16 protein-coding genes and 1 tRNA gene are annotated in these 17,860 nt (G+C 71.7%); 3 read left to right on the top strand and 14 right to left on the bottom strand.

Going from position 1 to position 17,860, the window contains the following annotated elements; translation table 11 throughout:
* The first annotated feature begins 3 nt into the window (after positions 1 to 3).
* Together IR155_RS05075 and IR155_RS05080 are read left to right on the top strand one after the other, a co-directional pair.
* A complete protein-coding gene (locus IR155_RS05075) occupies positions 4 to 462 on the top strand; it encodes a MarR family winged helix-turn-helix transcriptional regulator (protein ID WP_135113737.1) in 459 nt (152 codons plus the stop codon).
* A complete protein-coding gene (locus tag IR155_RS05080) occupies positions 459 to 1,112 on the top strand; it encodes a hypothetical protein (RefSeq protein ID WP_135113738.1) in 654 nt (217 codons plus the stop codon). Before IR155_RS05075 ends, IR155_RS05080 begins: the two co-directional genes overlap by 4 nt.
* A gap of 25 nt (positions 1,113 to 1,137) precedes the next feature.
* Here IR155_RS05080 and IR155_RS05085 read toward each other — a convergent pair.
* The 9 genes from IR155_RS05085 to IR155_RS05125 all read right to left on the bottom strand — a co-directional run bounded on the left by IR155_RS05085 (position 1,138) and on the right by IR155_RS05125 (position 8,961).
* Positions 1,138 to 1,211: transfer RNA gene (locus IR155_RS05085), tRNA-Leu, on the bottom strand.
* A 74-nt stretch (positions 1,212 to 1,285) separates the two neighbouring features.
* Positions 1,286 to 2,674, bottom strand: coding sequence for an NAD(P)/FAD-dependent oxidoreductase (locus IR155_RS05090; protein ID WP_135113739.1), 1,389 nt, complete (start codon positions 2,672 to 2,674; stop codon positions 1,286 to 1,288).
* Between the two features lie 19 nt (positions 2,675 to 2,693).
* Positions 2,694 to 4,025: a S8 family serine peptidase gene (locus IR155_RS05095; RefSeq protein WP_228066668.1), complete on the bottom strand. Its 1,332-nt coding sequence runs from the start codon at positions 4,023 to 4,025 to the stop codon at positions 2,694 to 2,696.
* The gene (locus IR155_RS05100) at positions 4,022 to 4,540 is read right to left on the bottom strand and encodes a DUF501 domain-containing protein (protein ID WP_135113740.1); all 519 of its coding nucleotides are present in this window, start codon (positions 4,538 to 4,540) and stop codon (positions 4,022 to 4,024) included. The genes IR155_RS05095 and IR155_RS05100 overlap by 4 nt, the downstream gene beginning before the upstream one ends.
* A gap of 43 nt (positions 4,541 to 4,583) precedes the next feature.
* Complete coding sequence (locus IR155_RS05105; RefSeq protein WP_233441106.1) at positions 4,584 to 5,132, bottom strand: FtsB family cell division protein; 549 nt, start codon at positions 5,130 to 5,132, stop codon at positions 4,584 to 4,586.
* A gap of 65 nt (positions 5,133 to 5,197) precedes the next feature.
* A complete protein-coding gene (gene eno / locus IR155_RS05110) occupies positions 5,198 to 6,475 on the bottom strand; it encodes a phosphopyruvate hydratase (protein ID WP_135113741.1) in 1,278 nt (425 codons plus the stop codon).
* A gap of 110 nt (positions 6,476 to 6,585) precedes the next feature.
* On the bottom strand, positions 6,586 to 7,548 hold the full coding sequence (locus tag IR155_RS05115; protein WP_135113742.1) for a CPBP family intramembrane glutamic endopeptidase: 963 nt from the start codon (positions 7,546 to 7,548) through the stop codon (positions 6,586 to 6,588).
* Positions 7,548 to 8,579, bottom strand: coding sequence for a DUF1648 domain-containing protein (locus IR155_RS05120; protein ID WP_135113743.1), 1,032 nt, complete (start codon positions 8,577 to 8,579; stop codon positions 7,548 to 7,550). The genes IR155_RS05115 and IR155_RS05120 overlap by 1 nt, the downstream gene beginning before the upstream one ends.
* Before the next feature lie 31 nt (positions 8,580 to 8,610).
* Positions 8,611 to 8,961 (bottom strand): GntR family transcriptional regulator, encoded by a 351-nt coding sequence (locus IR155_RS05125; RefSeq protein WP_135113744.1) that lies wholly within the window; start codon positions 8,959 to 8,961, stop codon positions 8,611 to 8,613.
* Between the two features lie 96 nt (positions 8,962 to 9,057).
* On the opposite strand from IR155_RS05125, the gene IR155_RS05130 reads away from it, so the two are divergent.
* Complete coding sequence (locus IR155_RS05130; protein WP_135113745.1) at positions 9,058 to 10,320, top strand: APC family permease; 1,263 nt, start codon at positions 9,058 to 9,060, stop codon at positions 10,318 to 10,320.
* 23 nt (positions 10,321 to 10,343) lie between these two features.
* Here the strand turns inward: IR155_RS05130 and hisS are convergent, their stop codons facing one another.
* The 5 genes from hisS to mfd form a co-directional block, all read right to left on the bottom strand.
* Positions 10,344 to 11,630 carry a histidine--tRNA ligase gene (gene hisS / locus IR155_RS05135; protein ID WP_135113746.1) on the bottom strand — a complete coding sequence of 429 codons (1,287 nt, stop codon included), beginning with the start codon at positions 11,628 to 11,630 and terminating at the stop codon, positions 10,344 to 10,346.
* A 98-nt stretch (positions 11,631 to 11,728) separates the two neighbouring features.
* The gene (locus tag IR155_RS05140) at positions 11,729 to 12,385 is read right to left on the bottom strand and encodes a MazG family protein (RefSeq protein WP_135113747.1); all 657 of its coding nucleotides are present in this window, start codon (positions 12,383 to 12,385) and stop codon (positions 11,729 to 11,731) included.
* A gap of 35 nt (positions 12,386 to 12,420) precedes the next feature.
* Complete coding sequence (gene nhaA / locus IR155_RS05145) at positions 12,421 to 13,581, bottom strand: Na+/H+ antiporter NhaA (RefSeq protein WP_135113748.1); 1,161 nt, start codon at positions 13,579 to 13,581, stop codon at positions 12,421 to 12,423.
* Positions 13,582 to 13,717: 136 nt separating this feature from the next.
* A complete protein-coding gene (locus IR155_RS05150) occupies positions 13,718 to 14,020 on the bottom strand; it encodes a GNAT family N-acetyltransferase (protein WP_167760708.1) in 303 nt (100 codons plus the stop codon).
* 31 nt (positions 14,021 to 14,051) lie between these two features.
* Positions 14,052 to 17,687, bottom strand: coding sequence for a transcription-repair coupling factor (mfd, locus tag IR155_RS05155; RefSeq protein WP_167760709.1), 3,636 nt, complete (start codon positions 17,685 to 17,687; stop codon positions 14,052 to 14,054).
* Between the last annotated feature and the right edge of the window lie 173 nt (positions 17,688 to 17,860).

The raw sequence follows: 17,860 nt of genomic DNA on the forward strand, positions 1-17,860 counted from the left end.
GGAATGGCGCCGACGATTCTCGACCACCTGCTGCTCGTGAGCGAGCTGTTCCAGCGCGACATGGCGCGCGCATTCGCGGGTACGACCCTCACCACCGCGCGCGTCCGGGTGCTGTGGCTGCTGCACCACCGCGGCCCCTCGACCCAGCGCGAGCTCGCACAGGACCTCGACGTGAGTGCGAGAAACGTGTCGGGCCTCGTCGACGCACTGGAGGCGAGCGGGCACGTGATCCGCACTCCGCACCCGATGGACCGGCGCGCGACCGTGGTCACCCTCACCGACGCCGCCGCCGAGCAGATGGCGGCGATGCAGCGCGACCACGCGCACCTCTCGACCACCCTGCTCGACGCGGTCGCGCCGCAGGATCGCGCACCGCTCGAGCGTGGCATCGTCGCGATCGCCGCGCGGCTTGCCGAACTCGTCGACGCCGCCGAGCGCACGGACACCGAGGGCGCGCGATGACCACGACGACCACCGCCACGCGCCCCTCCTTCTGGGCGCGCGCCGGATCCTGGGCCCTTCGCGCGCTGCGGCTCGAGCTCGGGATCTACGCCGGCATCGGGCGGGCGATCGCGCGCCGCCCGGCGATCCCGGCCGGGGCCGCCGGGTTCTCGTACCACCGGCCGATCCTGACCATCCTTGTCATCTTCATCGTGCTGTCGGCCGTGGAGATCCCGATCTTCGACCTGATCGTCCATCGTTGGCCGGTCGTGCGGATCGTGGTGCTCATCCTCGGCATCTGGGGCCTGACCTGGATGGTGGGCTACCTGTGCGCGATGCTGATGCGCCCGCACGTCGTCGGCTCCGACGGCATCCGGGCGCGCAGCGGCATCGAGATCGACATCCCGCTGCCCTGGGACGACATCGCCTCGGTGGAGATCGCCCGCCGGGTGGATGAGGAGAAGGCGCCACGGATCATCGACCAGGACGGCAGGGCGACGCTCGCGCTGCGCATCGGCAACGAGACGAACATCCTGATCCTCCTCGAACGCCCCTCGACCGTGCGACTGCCGGGCCTCGCACCGAAGGGCGGCGAGCACTCCGTCCAAGGGGTGCGCCTGTGGGCCGACGACCCGAAGGCCTTCCTGCGGGCCGTCGGCACGCACATCTGACGACGCGAGCAGTCGGACTCATCCGTCCCCCCGCTGGGATTCGAACCCAGACTGCGGCGAGTTTAAGTCGCCTGCCTCTGCCGGTTGGGCTACGGGGGGCCTGTCCACGCTACCGGCGCAGACGGCGAGAGCCGCCACTCCGAAGGGAGTGGCGGCTCTCGTGCACGCGGGGCTTACTTGGCAGCGGCCTCGACGGGGGCCTTCTCGGCCGGAGCCACAGGGGCCTCGGCGGCCGGCGGCTTCGGGCGCGAGGCGTAGGCCTCGAAGAATGCGCGCGGCTGCGTGACGGCCTTGAGCTGCACGGTGTCGCGGCCGAGCCAGAGGTTATGCCACCAGCCCCACAGCACGCGCCACTTGCGCTCCCAGGTCGGCATGGCGAGGCCGTGGTAGCCGCGGTGCGCGACCCAGGCGAAGAAGCCCTTGATCGCGAACTTGCCCGACTGGAACACGCCGTCGTACAGGCCGAGGCCGGCGACCGCGCCGAGGTTCTTGTGGAAGTAGTCCACCGGCTGCTCGCCGCGCAGCACGGCGACCAGGTTCTTCGCGAGGCGCTTCGCCTGGCGGACGGCGTGCTGCGCGTTCGGCACGCACGTGCCGTCGGGAAGGCCACCGGTCTTGTCCGGGACGGCGGCGATGTCACCGGCGGCCCAGGCGCCCTCGATCACGTTCTTGTCCGCGTCGACCACGCGCAGGTCGGCCTGCGTCGTGATGCGGCCACGGGGCTCGGTCGGCAGGTCGCCGCCGCGCGCCACGGTGGGGTTCGCCATGACACCGGCGGTCCAGACGATCAGGCCCGACGGGTACGACTCGCCGGTGGAGGTCTCGACGATGCCGTCCACCGCGCTCGTGACCTGCGTCTCGAGGTGCACGTTCGCGCCGCGCTGGGCGAGGTCCTTCAGCACCCACTCGCTGGTCGGCAGCGACACCTCGGGCATGATGCGACCCATCGCCTCGATGAGGTGGAACTGCGTCTCCTCGAAGGAGATCTCGGGGTACTTGCCGACGAGCGACGAGGCGAGCGAGCGCAGCTCGGCGAACGTCTCGATGCCGGCGAAGCCGCCGCCGACGACGACCGTCGTGAGCAGACGCTGGCGCAGCGGGTCACCGGCGGGCAGGGCCGACGCCTTCTCGAAGTTGGAGATGAGGGTGTCGCGGACGTAGACGGCCTCTTCGACCGACTTCAGGCCGACCGCGTTCTCGGCGATGCCCGGGATCGGGAACGTGCGCGAGACGGATCCGGCGGTCACGACGATGTGGTCGTACGTCATCTCGTACGGCTCGCCACCCTCGGGGCTGATCGTCGCGGTCTTGTTCGCGTGGTCGATCCCGGTCACCTTCGCCGTGATGAGCGTGGTGCGCTTCAGGTGACGGCGGTGCGAGACCACCGTGTGGCGGGCCTCGATCGAGCCCGCTGCGACCTCGGGAAGGAACGGCAGGTACGTCATGTACGGGAGCGGGTCGACCATGACGACCTCGGCCTCCCCACGACGCAGGTGCTTCTCGAGCTTCCACGCGGTGTAGAAGCCCGCGTATCCGCCGCCGACGATGAGAATCTTGGGCACGAGTGAAGAACTCCTTGAATCAGGGTTTGCCCGGCGACCGCCGCACACGGGCCGAGCGGACGCGTCGCACAGCCGCGATGACGCCCAGCACCACGAGGATACCAGCGCCGCTGAGCGCGGCGAGCGGCAGCGTCCCCGTGCGCAATTCCTCCTGCGAGGGCAGGAACGACGAGCCCGCCTCGGGGCGCCCCTCGGCCGGCGGAAGCGGCGGCACCTCGACCGGGGTCACCGTCGGCGTCGGCTGCTGTTCCGCCGGCTTGCGGCGGTTGACCTCGATCCACCGCTCGAGATCGCCCATCGGGTTGCGGGTCGCCGCGGGCACGTCCGCAGTGACGGCGGCCTCCGCGTCGACCAGGCCGTACCCGTAGAGCGGATGCGGCACCTCTGTCACGCCCTTGGGTTTGCGCGCAGTCTGCACGATCCGGTTGATCACGTCGATCGCGCTGGCGTCGGGATGGGCGCTGCGCACGAGGGCCGCGACGCCCGTGACGATCGGCGCCGCGCCGCTCGTCCCCTTCCACTCCTTCAGCACGCCGTCCGCGGAGATGCCCAGCAGCTTCTCACTCGGCGCCGAGACGCCGATCGTGATGCCCTGCGTGGAGGCCTCCACGCTCGGCTTGCCCTCGGGATCGACCCCGGCCACCGTCAGCACGCCGGGGATCGTGGCGGGGGCGCCGACCACGTTCGTGCCGCTGCCGCGGTTTCCCGCCGCGGCGACGATCACGACGTCGTGCTGCATCGCGTACAGGAACGCGTCGTCCCACGACTCGTCCCAGCTCTGGGCGTTGGTCGTCAGGGACAGATTGATGATGTCGGCACCGTGGTCCACCGACCAGGTGATCGCCTCGGCGATCTGCTCCACGAACGGCACGGTCGCCGAGTCGCCGAAGCCGACCGACACGGACAGCAGCTTGGCCTTCGGCGCGACGCCGATCATCTTGTCGGCGTCTCCCCCGTTGCGCGCCGCCACCAGCGAGGCGACCCAGCTGCCGTGGTTCCGATTGACCACGTCGACGGGGGTTCGGCCATCCTGCGCGCCGACGCCCGACACGTCGGTGCCACCGGCGACGGCCCCCTTGAAGGCCTCGGGCCCGTCGACGATGCCGGTGTCGATCACGGCAACCGTGACACCCTCGCCCTGGCTCGTCTTCCAGGCCTCCTTGATGCCGTAGTCGTCGATCCAGTACTGCCGATCGCGCTCCGACGGCTCCTTCGTCGGTGACGGCGACGGCGATGGTGTCGCCGCGGACCGCGGCGTCGGCTCGGTGTCGGTCGGGGGGACACCGGCGGCCGCTCCGGTCAGCATCGCGGCCGCCAGGGCGAAGGCCGCCAGTCGCGCGACGCGGCTCATCCGGCCTTCCCCGGCTCGGCGCACTCGCAGCGCGCGGGCGACCAGGCCGACCGCTCCAGTGCGGCGTCGCCGACGGGGTTGACTCCGGGGCCCGCCGCGAGGGCGTGGCCGGCGAGGGCGTGCAGGCACTTGACGCGGGTGGGCATCCCGCCCGCCGAGATGCCGGCGATCTCGGGCACATCGCCGTACGCCGCGCGATCGGCGAGGTATGCCTCGTGCGCACGGACGTACTGCGCGGCGAACTCGGGCTCGTCGGCGAGACGCGCGGCGAGCTCGGGCATCAGCTGCCCCGCCTCGAGCCGCGACATCTCCGCCGTCGCGGCGGGGTGGGTCAGGTAGTAGAAGGTCGGGAACGGCGTGCCGTCCGGCAGCCGCGGCGAGGTCGCGACGACCGTCGGATTGCCGCACACGCACCGGGCGGCGATGCCCACGACACCGCGTGCCTCGCGGCCGAGCTGCGCGGAGACGACCTCGATGTCGACCGGGCGGGCGGGTTCGAAGGCGTCAGTCGTCACCCGTCAAGGCTACCGGCGACCGCCGTGTGCTCCCTGAGCCGGATCAGCCCGCCGGCGTCTCCGCGGGCGTCGGATCCGGCACGCCCACGGTGATCTCCACCGCGTTCCGTGCCGTCGCAGCTCCCATCACCGACCGCAGCAGGCCGCCGATCCAGTCCGACTTCCGCTCCTCGACCTCGGCGCTGACGGGTTCGGGATCCTGCGGGGTGTCGGTCTCTTCGAGATCGTCGATCACGAGGAAGCGGACCTCCCCCGGCTTGACGTAGTACAGCCGCTCGCGCGCCTGGGTCGTGATGTACGCGGGGTCCTTCCAGCGATCGCGCTCGCGTTCCAGCGTCGCGATCTCGTCCTTCGTGACCTGGACCGACTCCTGCAGCGCGGCGATCTTCTGCCGCTGCTCGACGTACGTCGCGACGGTCGGCGCGAGCACAAGGACCGCCAGCACGACAAGGCCCAGCATGATCGCCGCGAAGCCGGAGAAGCGGATGCTGCCGAGCCACTCGCGCGCGTCGGTCCGGCGGCCGGCGGGCGAGGCCCCGCGCCGGGGCGAAGCCCCCCGAGACGCGGAAGGGGGAGCCGTCTTCCTGCTCACGGCTCCCCCTCTCGTCGAACGTCAGTGCATCACGCGGTCGCGCCCGTTCGTTCAGCTGACAGCTGTCAGCTGAACCGCGGGTAGGCGCTGCGGCCGGCGAAGACCGCGGCGGAGCCGAGCTCCTCCTCGATGCGCAGAAGCTGATTGTATTTCGCGACCCGGTCGCTGCGAGCAGGCGCGCCCGACTTGATCTGGCCCGCGTTCACGGCGACCGCGAGGTCGGCGATCGTGGTGTCCTCGGTCTCGCCCGAGCGGTGCGACATCATCACGGTGTAGCCCGAGTTCTGGGCGAGCGCGACGGCGTCGAGCGTCTCGGTGAGCGATCCGATCTGGTTCACCTTGCACAGCAGCGAGTTCGCGACACCGCGCTGGATGCCGTCGGCCAGACGCTGCGGGTTGGTGACGAACAGGTCGTCGCCGACGAGCTGCACCTTGGAGCCGACGCGGTCGGTGAGGGCCTTCCAGCCGTCCCAGTCGTCCTCGGCGAGGGCGTCCTCGATCGTGACGAGCGGGAAGTTGGCGAGCAGCTCCTCGTAGTACGAGGTGAGCTGGTCGCTCGACCACTCCTTGCCCTCGAAGCGGTAGACGCCGTTCTCGAAGAACTCGGTCGCCGCGACATCCAGGCCCACCGCGATGTCGGTGCCGGGCGTGTAGCCGGCCTTCTCGATCGCCTTGAGCAGGAAGTCGAGCGCCTCGCGGTTGCTCGGGAGGTCGGGGGCGAAGCCGCCCTCGTCGCCGAGGCCCGTGGCGTAGCCGCCGGCCTTCAGCTCGCTCTTGAGCACGTGGTAGGTCTCCGTGCCCCAGCGCAGCGCCTCGCTGAACGACTCGGCGCCGAGCGGCACGAGGAAGAACTCCTGCATGTCCACACCGGTGTCGGCGTGGGCGCCGCCGTTGATGACGTTCAGGGCCGGAACGGGCAGGATGTGCGCGTTCGGGCCGCCGATGTAGCGGAACAGCGGCAGGTCGGCGCTGTCGGCGGCGGCCTTGGCGACCGCGAGGCTGACGCCGAGGATCGCGTTCGCGCCGGTGCGCTGCTTGTTGGGGGTGCCGTCGGCCTCGATCAGCGCCGCGTCGATCACGCGCTGGTCGCTGGCGTCCAGGCCCTCGATCGCCGGGCCGAGCTCGTCGATGACCGCGTCGACGGCCTTCTGGACGCCCTTGCCGGCGTAACGGCCCTTGTCGCCGTCGCGCAGCTCGTACGCCTCGAACGCGCCCGTGGACGCTCCCGACGGGACGGCGGCGCGCTGCACGATGCCGTCATCGAGGAGCACCTCCACCTCGACGGTCGGGTTGCCGCGCGAATCCAGGATCTCGCGCGCGCCTACAGCTTCGATCAGTGCCACGGAATGACTCCCTCTGAGTGGACGCTCTGTGTGCGGGGCCCGCACAGCCCCGCGGCCAGTCTATGACTCCGTCGCCACGCCCTCAGGACCGGGGCACCGCTCCGGCGGCCTCAGCCGGTCACGCCCCGCGCCTCACGCGGCGGCTCCAGCACGTCGCGGCGGAACTGCCCCGTCAGGGCGAGCACGCCCACGAGCACGGCGAGCACCAGCCACGACACCGCACCGAGCGGTCCGACGAGCGCCGGATCGGGTCTTTCGCCCACCGCGACGAGCAGGGCGAGCAGCCCCGCCGCCGCGTTGAGCGCCCCGTGAGCCACGACCGCGGGCCAGACGCTGCCGGTACGCAGCCGGCTCCAGCCCAGCAGCACGCCCCACGCCATGCAGCCGGCGACCATGAGCAGCACGCCGATCACATCGCCGCGCCCGAAGTTGTAGCCGAGCAGGATGATCGGCGCGTGCCACAGACCCCAGACCGCGCCGGTGACCAGCAGCGAAGGCCACACCCCCAGCGGTCGCAGCGCGGACAGCAGCCAGCCGCGCCAGCCGATCTCCTCGCCGAACGCGGGGATCGCGTTGATCAGGGCGCCCAGAGGGAGGGCGATCAGCTGCCCCACCACCACCGCCTGGATCGGCACGACCGACAGGTCGACGCCCGCCTGCTCGAGTGCGCCGGCGAAGCCCGAGAACCCGACCAGGTCGAGTCGCACGAGGCCCAAGGCGCCCGACAGGGACACGGTCAGCGCGACGATCAGCGGCGGTACGACCACGGCGGCGACAAGGAAGCCGATCGTGCGCCCCGCGGGCCGCAGAGGCCACATGCCGAGGAAGCGCATCCGTCGACCCCGCCCTGGCACGCGGGCGATCAGGCACACGACCAGCGTCGCGATGCCCGGGGCGAACATCATCACCGGCAGCAGCGCGCCGACAAGGGGCGAGGCGAGCCCGTCGCCCAGCCACAGCGGCAGCGCGACCAGCCAGGCAAGCGCCACCGCCGTGCCCACGAACAGCGCCACGGCCGGCCACGGCACGACCCTCGCGCCATCTGCCTGCGCTGCGCGATCTGCGTGATCCACTACTCGTCCTTCCTCTCGCCGAATCCGCGGAGCAGACCCGCGGCGGTGGACGCGTCATCCACCGTGATGGTGAAGGTCCGTCCGTCGTTGCGGGTCACGCGCAGGCCCTCGCCGCGGCGGGTCACGACTCCGGTCCCGGAGCCCAGCGCGACACGCCAGCCCCAGCCGCCGTACTCGGCGAACGGCTCGACGTGCACGACCTCCGCGCGCGCGATCTCGCCGTGCGGGATGCTGACTCGCGGCCAGCCCATGGCGGAGCGCACGTGGAGGCCCTCGTCATCCACCCGCACGCGGAACACGATCGTCGTGGCGACCGCGAGCATCACGAGCAGCGTGACGCCGACGGAGATGACGGACCCTGCGCCCGGCGCGCCGATCCGGCCGATCTCGGCGACGGCGGCGGCGGCCGCGCTGCCGAGGGCGACGATCAGAGCGAGTCCCAGCACCACGAGCCCGGTGCGCGACACCGTCGCGGTCTGCAGCCACACGGCCCGTTCTGCAGGCCTCACCGGCACGGCGGCGGGCGGCTCGGGCGTCTTGCCGACCGCCGGGGCGTCTCGCACGATCAGCCAGGCGATGAGCGAGGCGACCGCGGCGAGGAGCGCGCTGATGCCGAGCAGCGGAAGGATGTCGGGGGAATGGCCCGCCGCCGCGAGGCCGACCTGCGCCGCGAGGGCGCCGGTCGACAGCACGGCGAGGAACACGACGAGGAACCACACAACGGCGGCAGAGACGCGCAGGGGCACTCGGCTCGCCTCAGGCCTCGCCCCGAGGGCGACGGGGGCGGCGATCAGCAGCGTCAGGCCGATACCCAACGCGATGCTCAGCGCGGGGAAGGTCCAGGCCGGGCCGAACCCGTCGGGGCGACCGTCCGCGCCCCAGTGGATCGCGACGACGTCCGGCACGCCGGGGAGCATCGCCAGCTGCGCGATCGCGAAGATCGCCGACCCGACGATGGGTGCCGCCAGCGCCACGATGCGGAACCGGCGGATGGCGCGGTCTCGCTCTTCGAGCACGGATGTCGCTGTCATTGTGTCCTCCTCTGCGAGGGCGGGCGGGGAGTCAGGTGGAGATGTCGCGCACCATCGCGACGAGGGCCTCGCGCGGCACGCCGTCGCGCTCCGCGCGCAGTACGAGCGCTTCGACCTGCGCCCTCAGCGCGGCAAGAGGCGACGCCGCGTCGGTGATGACCGCGCCCCGTCCGCGACGCATGTCGATCAGACCCTCGTCGCGCAGCTGCTGGTACGCGTGCAGCACGGTGTGCAGGTTCACGCCGAGGGCGGCGGCGACCTCGCGGGCCGCCGGCAGGCGATCACCCGGTCGCATCCGCCCCGCGGCCGCATCCGCGCGGATGGAGGACGCGAGCTGCACGAACACCGGTTCGTCACGAGTCGGATCGATCCGGAGGAGCATGTACTTATTCTACTACAACTAGAACAATACAACCAGAACACGGCACGACACCGGGGCGCCGTGTCCGGGCCACCCGCGACGCATATACTCCGGCGCATGAGCGCGCCGCCGACCCTCGCCCGCCGTCTCGGACTCGGCGACGCCGTCGCCATCGGTCTTGGCGCGATGATCGGTGCGGGCGTGTTCTCGGCGTTCGCGCCGGCAGCACAGGCCGCGGGCGGGTGGCTGCTCGCGGGACTCGCGATCGCGGCCGTCGTGGCGTACTGCAACGCGACCGCCTCCGCGCAGCTCGCGGCGGTTCACACGATCGCGGGCGGCACCTACGCGTACGGCCGCGCGGAGCTCGGCGCCTGGTGGGGCTTCGCCGCCGGCTGGTGCTTCGTGATCGGCAAGCTCGCCAGCTGCGCCGCGATGGCCATGACCTTCGCCGCGTATGCCGCACCCGCCGGGTGGGAGCGCCCGGTGGCGATCGCCGCCGTGGCGGCGCTCGTGGGAGTGAACCTCCTCGGGGTGACCCGGACCGCCCTCGCCGCCAAGATCATCGTCGCCGTGTCGCTGCTGACCCTCGCCGTCGCCGTGGCCGCGGGATTCACCGCGCCCGCGGCGGCCGGAGGGGCCTTCGCGGGCGAGCTGCCGAGCGGCGTGTGGGGGCTGCTGCAGTCGGCGGGCCTGCTGTTCTTCGCGTTCGCCGGTTACGCGCGCATCGCCACCATGGGCGAGGAGGTGAGGGATCCGTCCCGCACGATCCCCCGCGCGATCACGATCGCCTTCCTGGTCGCCCTCGTCGTGTACGCCGCCGTCGGCACGGCGCTGCTGTGGACCCTCGGCGCCGCGGGGACGGCGGGGTCCAACGCTCCCCTCTCGGATGCCGTCGTCGCCGCCGGCTGGGGGTGGGCATCCCCCGTCGTGCGCGTGGGAGCGGCCGCCGCATCGCTCGGCGCCCTGCTGGCGCTGATCGCGGGAATCGGCCGGACGAGCCTCGCGATGGCGCGGGAGCACGACCTTCCGACGTTCCTGTCGGCGATCCATCCCCGGTTCAAGGTGCCGCACCGCGCCGAGCTGGCGGTCGGCGTGGTCGTCATCGCCGTCGTGGCCTTCGCCGATCTGCGCGGCGCGATCGGGTTCTCGTCCTTCGGCGTGCTGCTGTACTACCTCGTCGCGAACCTCGCCGCCTACCGTCAGGGCGCGGCCGTCCGCCGCTACCCGCGCTGGCTGCAGGTCCTCGGCGCCGCCGGTTGCGTGCTGCTCGCCTTCACCCTGCCGTGGCAGAGCGTCGTCGCGGGTGCCGCGGTGCTCGGGATCGGCCTGATCGCGCGCGCGATCCGCCTCCATCGCGAGCGCGCGCGGGCCGCCGACTGAGCTTCACCCGCAGCGGCGGCGACTCAGACCGAGAGGCTCTTGAGCTCCAGGTCGTCGCGGTCGGCGCCTGCGCGCACCGTCGCGAACGCCGTGTAGCCGTCGGCCGTGGCGCGCTCGAGCAGCGCCTTCAGGTTCTTCGTGCGCTGCTCGAGGCGCACGCGCGAGCCCTCGGCGACCAGCTGCGCCTTGAGCGCCAGCAGCTCGGCGACCGGCACGTCCCGGTCGTGAACGAGCACGACGGCGGGCGCGGCATCCGGATCCTGCAGTGAGACGAGGTCGACGATCCGCTCGAAGCCGATCGAGAAGCCGACGGCAGGGACGTCCTGCCCGAGGAAGCGTCCGATCATTCCGTCGTAGCGGCCTCCGCCGCCGAGCGAGTACGACACCGACGGGTGCGCGAGCTCGAAGATCGTGCCCGTGTAGTAGCCCATGCCGCGGACGAGGAACGGGTCGAACTGCAGCGGCACGTGGCCCCCGGGACGAGCCGAGGCGACCGACTCGCCGATGCCGACGAGGTGCGCGACGACCTCGTCGGCCACTCCCTCGGGCAGCGCCTTGCGGATCTGCGCCTCGCCGTACGGAAGGAACTCGCGGGTCTGGGGCCGGTTCAGGAAGGCGTCGAACGCGTCGACCGCGGTCGCGGTTGCGTCGCGCTCGCGCAGCTCGGCGGTCACGCCCGATGGCCCGATCTTGTCGAGCTTGTCGATCGTGATGAGGACGCCCGGGCGCTCGTCGGGCGCGAAGCCGAACACATCGAGCATCGCATCGAGCGCGCGACGGTCGTTGATCCTGACCGTCGCACCCTCCAGCGAGAGCGCGTCGAGGGTGTCGAGGGAGGCGGCGATCAGCTCGGCCTCCGCGCGTGCCGAGGCGTCGCCGATGATGTCGATGTCGCACTGCATGAACTGGCGGTAGCGGCCCTTCTGCGGCCGCTCCGCCCGCCACACCGGGGCGATCTGGATCGACCGGAAGACCGTCGGCAGCGCGGCGCGGTTCGTCGCGTAGAACCGCGCGAGCGGCACTGTGAGGTCGTACCGCAGGCCGAGGTCGGTCAGGGCCGCCGGATCGTCCGCCGCCGCATGGATCGTCTCGGCGTCGAGGCCACGGCGCAGGATGTTGAAGGCGAGCTTCTCGTTGTCGCCGCCGATGCCCGCGTGCAGGCGCGCGTACTCCTCCACGACGGGCGTCTCGATCTCGTCGAACCCGTGAGCGCGGTAGCGATCGCGGATGACGGCGAGCACGCGCTCGCGGCGAGCCTTGTCGGCGGGGAGGAAGTCGCGCATGCCGCGCGGCGCATTAACGGAAGCCATAGCGGATCGATTCTCCCAGATCCGTGGCGGGCCCTGGGTCGGCGGGCTCGCGCTGGCGCGCTCGCACGGAGCGGCCCTGGCGCCGGATCCGCCGCTCCTCAGCTCTCTACGGCGCGGATCTCGTCCTCGAGCAGGCGCAGCCGCTCGCGGAGGGCGCGCTCGGCGTCCCAGCCGTTCGCGCGGGCCGCGGCGGTGAGGGTGAGCAGGAGGTCTCCGAGCTCCTCCTCCGACTCGGGCACCGCCCCCACCTCGGCGGCGTCGTGAACGGCGAGCGCGATGTCGGCGCCGACGCCGACCTGTCCCGCCTTGCCGAGCAGCTTCTGGGCGAGCGCGAGGGAGGGCATCGAGCGGGCGACGCCATCCAGCACGCTCGCGCGCTGTCGCTTCTCGGCGGCCTTCGCCGCGTTCCACAGCTCGAGCACCCGCTCGGGCGTCTCGGCGGTCTCCCCCGCGAAGACGTGCGGATGCCGTCGCACCATCTTCTCCACGAGGGTCGCGGCGACGTCATCCATGTCGAACGGGGCGTCCGTCGCACGCGAGGCGATCTCCGCGTGGAAGAGCACCTGCCACAGCACATCGCCGAGCTCCTCGCGCATGTCGGCGGCATCCCCCGACTCGATCGCGTCGATGAGCTCGTGGCTCTCCTCCACCAGGTACGGGACGAGCGCGCGGTGGTCGATCTGCTGCGTCCACACGCAGCGGTCGCGCACCGCGCGCATCGTCTCGACGGCCTCTCGCAGCGGATCGCGTTCCATTGGCCCATTCTCCGCCGGTTCGTGGGCCATGCGGCTCACGAGGCGGCCGCGGCGAGCCGGTAGTGGCGCGCCCGCAGCGACACGATCACGGCCGAGAGCACGAGCGCGATGAGCGAGCCGCCGAGCACGCCGAGGATCGCCTGGTCGCGGATCGCATCGTTCTCGGTGAACGCGAGGTTCGCCAGCAGCAGCGACACCGTGAACCCGACGCCGCCGAGGGCTCCCGCCGCGACGATGTCGGGGAACCGCACCCCCGGCTCCGTTCCGCGAGGCCGGATCCGCATGGCGAGCCACCCGAACAGCGTGATGCCGATGATCTTGCCGATCGGCAGCGCGACGACGACTCCCCACAGCGCGGGCGACAGCTCGCTCGGCGAGACCTGCGGGATGACGACGAGGGCGGCAGCGAACGCGAACAGCGGCAGGATCGCGCCGTTGATCCACGGCTCGAGAGCGTGCCGTGCGCGCATTCCGGGGCCCTGCTGCACGGCGAGGCCGAGGAGCACACCGGCGATCGTCGCGTGCACCCCCGACAGCAGGACGAACGCCCAGGCGGCGATGGCGGTGACGATCATCAGGATGACCACCGCGGTCTGCGCGCGGCGCGTGTCGGGATCGATCCGGCTCAGGACGGCGAAGGCGACCACGAGCAGGGCGCCGATGCCGAGCATCCCGAGGTCGATGCCGTGCGCGAAGACGACGGCGATGAAGATGATGCCGACGATGTCGTCGATGATCGCCAGCGCGAGCAGGAACACGCGAACGGGCGACGGCAGCCCCCGCCCGAAGACGGCGAGCACGCCGAGCGCGAAGGCGATGTCGGTCGCCGTCGGGATCGGCCAGCCGTCACTCGTGGCCGGGTCGTGACCGGCGATCGCGAGGAAGACAAGGATGGGCACGATGACGCCGCCCGCCGCGGCGATCGCGGGCTGGATCGCCTTGCGCACGCTCGAGAGCTCGCCGCTCGTGAGCTCGTACTGGAGCTCGACGGCGACGCCGAAGAAGAAGATCGCCAGCAGGCCGTCCGAGATCCAGTGCGCGAGAGAAAGGTCGATCGGCGTGCCGGGGATCGCGAGATGCACGTGGCTCGCCTCGATCACGGCGCCGCCGAACGGGAGGTTGGCGATGAGCAGGCCGATGGCCGCCGCGGTCAGCAGGAGGACGGCGGGGAAACGCTCGGAACGAAGGAGGTGCATGCGCGCCTTTCGGGATGGGGAAGCAGGTGAGACGGGTTCGCTCACCCGCCGCCGACCAGACTTCCCGGCACTCCTGCCTCCACCCTACCGGCCGGGTCGGAGTCGTCCGCCTCGCTCGGTCCGCGACCGCGGCGCGTCAGGCGACCAGGCTCATCCGCTCCGGATGCCGCTCGAGCCAGCCCTGCACGAAGGTGCACACCGGCACGATCTTCACGCCGCGGTCGTCGGCGTCGTCGAAGGCACGGGTCGCTAGGCGTCCGCCGATGCCGTGCCCGGCGTGCTCCTCCCACACGACGGTGTGAAGCAGCGTCCTCGTGCCCTCGCCGTCGTCGTAGGCGAGCACGCCGGCGAGGTCTCGCGCGCCGGTTTCCCGGTCGATCACGTACGCCTCGTAGCGGGCGCGCTCGGCATTCTCCGCGACGGTGATCTCCGGTTCCATAGGCCCATCCAACCGCGCCGCGGGGACGCGCTCAAGACGCGGCGTCCTCCGCGGGCTTGGGCGCCGGCCAGAGCGCATCGAGCAGCTGCCTGACCCAGGCGAGGAGGTCGGCATCGCCGAGCGGCTCGCCGCCCGCCGTCGGCAGCGGCACGACCAGCGCCTCGCCACCCGACAGCAGCTTGGCTCCCGGGTAGAGGCGCTGCAGCCGCACGCGCATCGACTCGGGGAGATTCGCCGGTGCGATGCGCAGGTTGCGGCCCATCGCGACGACGTCGGTGAGGCCCGCCTGCGCGGCGCGGCGGCGCAGGCGTGCGGCCGCGATCAGGCCGTCGACCTCGGGCGGCGGGGTGCCGTAGCGGTCGGTGAGCTCCTCGACCACCAGGTCGATCGCGTCGTCCTTCGCCGTCGCGGTCGCCGCGGCGGACAGCTTCTGGTACGCCTCGAGGCGCAGGCGCTCGGCGTCGATGAACGACTCGGGAAGGCGCGCCTCGATGGGAAGCTCGAGCCGCAGCTCGACGGGGCCCTCGGTCTCGTCGCCGCGGAAGGTCGCGACGGCCTCGCCGATCATCCGCAGGTAGAGGTCGAAGCCGACGCCCGCGATGTGACCCGCCTGCTCGGCGCCGAGCAGGTTGCCCGCCCCACGCAGCTCGAGGTCCTTCATCGCGACCTGGATGCCGGAGCCGAGGTCGTTGTGCACGGCGATCGTCTGCAGGCGGTCGGCGGCGGTCTCGCTCAGCGGCTTGTTCTCGTCGTAGACGAAGTACGCGTACGCGCGCTCGCGTCCGCGGCCGACGCGCCCGCGCAGCTGGTGGAGCTGCGCGAGGCCGTACTTGTCGGCGCGATCGATGATGATCGTGTTCGCGTTCGTGATGTCGATGCCGGTCTCGATGATCGTCGTGCAGACCAGCACGTCGAACTTGCGCTCCCAGAAGTCGTCGACGACCTGCTCGAGCTGGTGCTCGCCCATCTTGCCGTGCGCGATCGCGATGCGCGCATCCGGCACGAGCTCGGCGAGGTGCGCAGCGACCGCGTTGATGGAGGTGACGCGGTTGTGCACGTAGAACACCTGCCCCTCACGCAGCAGCTCGCGCCGGATCGCGGCGGAGATCTGCTTGTCGTTGCGCGGGCCGACGTACGACAGGATCGGATGCCGGTCCTCCGGCGGGGTCGCCAGGGTCGACATCTCGCGGATGCCGGTGACCGCCATCTCGAGCGTGCGCGGGATGGGCGTCGCGCTCATCGCGAGGATGTCGACGTTCGTCTTGAGCTTCTTCAGCTGATCCTTGTGCTCGACGCCGAAGCGCTGCTCCTCGTCGATGATCATGAGCCCCAGGTCCTTGAAGATCACCTGGTCGGTCAGGATGCGGTGCGTGCCGATCACCATGTCCACCGTGCCGTCGAGAAGCCCGTCGAGGGTCTTCCGCGCTTCGGTGGCCGTCTGGAAGCGCGAGAGCGGCTTGACCACCACCGGGAAGCCGGCGAAGCGCTCCTGGAAGGTCTCGAGGTGCTGCTTCACGAGGAGCGTCGTCGGCACCAGCATCGCGACCTGCTTGCCGTCCTGGATCGCCTTGAACGCCGCGCGCACCGCGACCTCGGTCTTGCCGAAGCCCACGTCGCCGGAAAGCAGCCGGTCCATCGGGATCGGGCGCTCCATGTCGCGCTTGACCTCCTCGATGGTCTGCAGCTGGTCGGGCGTCTCCGCGAACGGGAACGCCTCCTCCAGCTCTCGCTGCCACGGGGTGTCCGGGCCGAACGCGTGACCCTTCGCCGCCATGCGCGCCGAGTACAGCTTGACCAGCTCGACGGCGATGTCGCGCACCGCGCGGCGGGCCTTCCCCTTCGCCTGGGCCCAGTCGCTGCCGCCCATCTTCGACAGCGTCGGCGCCTCACCGCCGACGTACTTCGAGAGCAGGTCGAGCTGGTCGGTGGGCACGTACAGCTTGTCGCCCGGGTACCCGCGCTTCGACGGTGCGTACTCGAGCACGAGGTAGTCGCGCTCGCTCTTGACCGCGTTGCGCCCGCCGCTGGAGACCTGGCGCTTCGTCATCTCGACGAAGCGCCCGATGCCGTGCGTCGCGTGGACGACGTGGTCGCCGGGCTTGAGCTGCAGCGGGTCGACCACGTTGCGCCGCCGCGAGGCGAGCTTCTTCACGACGCGGGCGTCGCCGCCGATGGTACGGCCGTAGAACTCGGTCTCGGTCAGCAGGGCGAGCTTCGCCTCGGCGACCTCGAAGCCGCGCTCCACGCTCGCCTGGGTCAGGATGGCGACGCCCGGTTCGGGGGCGTCGTCGAGCGACTCGACGATGCGGGCCGCGAGGCCGCGCTCCGCGAGCACGTCGCGCGCGCGCTCGACGAGGCCCGCGCCGCTTGCGGCCACGACGACGTGCCAGCCGTCCGCGAGTCGCGCGGCGATGTGCTCGACCGCACCGTCGACGTTGCCCGCGAACGACGGGACGGCGGAGCCGCGGATGCGGAACGCCGATCGGCCGTCCTCCGAGTAGATCTCGGGGGCGGTCTTGACCCCGTCGTCGGCGAGGGCGTCGAGCTCGGCCGCGATGTCGGCGGCGCCCGAGTCGAACGGGCTCAGCGTCCACCACACGCCGCGGCGGTCGCGGACGTCGTCGTGAAGGCGCGAGATCGGCAGGAAGTCACCGGCGTCGAGGTTGATCGGCGCCCGTGCTCCACTGGTGGCGGCGCTCCACGCCGCCTCGAGGAACTCGCGGTTCGTCTCCCCCAGGGTGATCGCGCGCGAGACGGCGCGCTCGGGGTCGACGAGCGCGACGGCGGCGCCCGCCGGCAGGTACTCGACGATGGACACCAGCGGACCGGCGACCACGGGAGTGAGCGACTCCATGCCGTCCACGGGGATCCCCTGGCCCATCTTCTCGAGCATCTGCGCGATGCCGGGGAACTCGTGCTGCAGCTCGCGCGCGCGGCCGCGCACGTCGTCCGTGAGCAGCAGCTCGCGGCTCGGCACGAGCTCGACATCCCGGATCTCCCCCGGGAGCGACCGCTGGTCGGCGACCGAGAACGCGCGGATCTGGTCCACCTCGTCCCCGAAGAACTCGACGCGGTAGGGGTGGTCGGCGATCGGCGGGAAGACGTCAAGGATGCCGCCGCGCACGGCGAACTCGCCGCGGCGGGAGACCATGTCGACGCGGGCGTAGGCGAGCTCGACGAGCCGGCGGACCACCTCATCCAGCTCGGCGCCGCGCTCGCCCACCGCGAGCCGGATCGGGGCCGCATCGCCCAGCCCCCGCGCGATCGGCTGGATCGCCGAGCGCACCGACGTCGTGATCACGAGCGGGACGGATCCATCCCACGTCGCAAGCCGGCGCAGCGTCGCCAGGCGACGCCCGACGGTCTCGGGGCTCGGGCTGAGGCGCTCGTGCGGCAGCGTCTCCCACGACGGGAAGTCGCGCACCTCCGCCTCGGGCATGACGGCGCTCAGCGCCGCCGCGAGGCTCTCGGCCCGCCGGCCGGTCGCCGCGATCGCCAGCAGCACGGGCGGATGGCCGGCGCGAACCCGGCGCGCGAGAAGCGCGGCGAGGGCCGGCGCATCGAGCCCGTCGACGAGCGAGAGATCGGCATCGACCGCGGATGCCGCAAGAGCGTCCCGGAACGATTCGGCGGTCTCGAGGGCGCGCAGAATCCCCTGAACAGTCACTTGTCTATTCTAGGAGAGCAGCCGGGATCGGGCTCGAACGCTCGACCGACGCTGCGCGCCGGCGCTCTCGTTCGATGGCTGTCGCTGCGCTCCATCCGGGAACGGACGTCGCGGTATAGAGATGGTCGGCAGTCGCTGCGCTCCACGCTCGCTTCGCTCGCATGTGGGGCGCA

Source organism: Microbacterium paludicola (genome assembly GCF_015235415.1).
Taxonomy (GTDB): Bacteria; Actinomycetota; Actinomycetes; order Actinomycetales; family Microbacteriaceae; genus Microbacterium; species Microbacterium paludicola.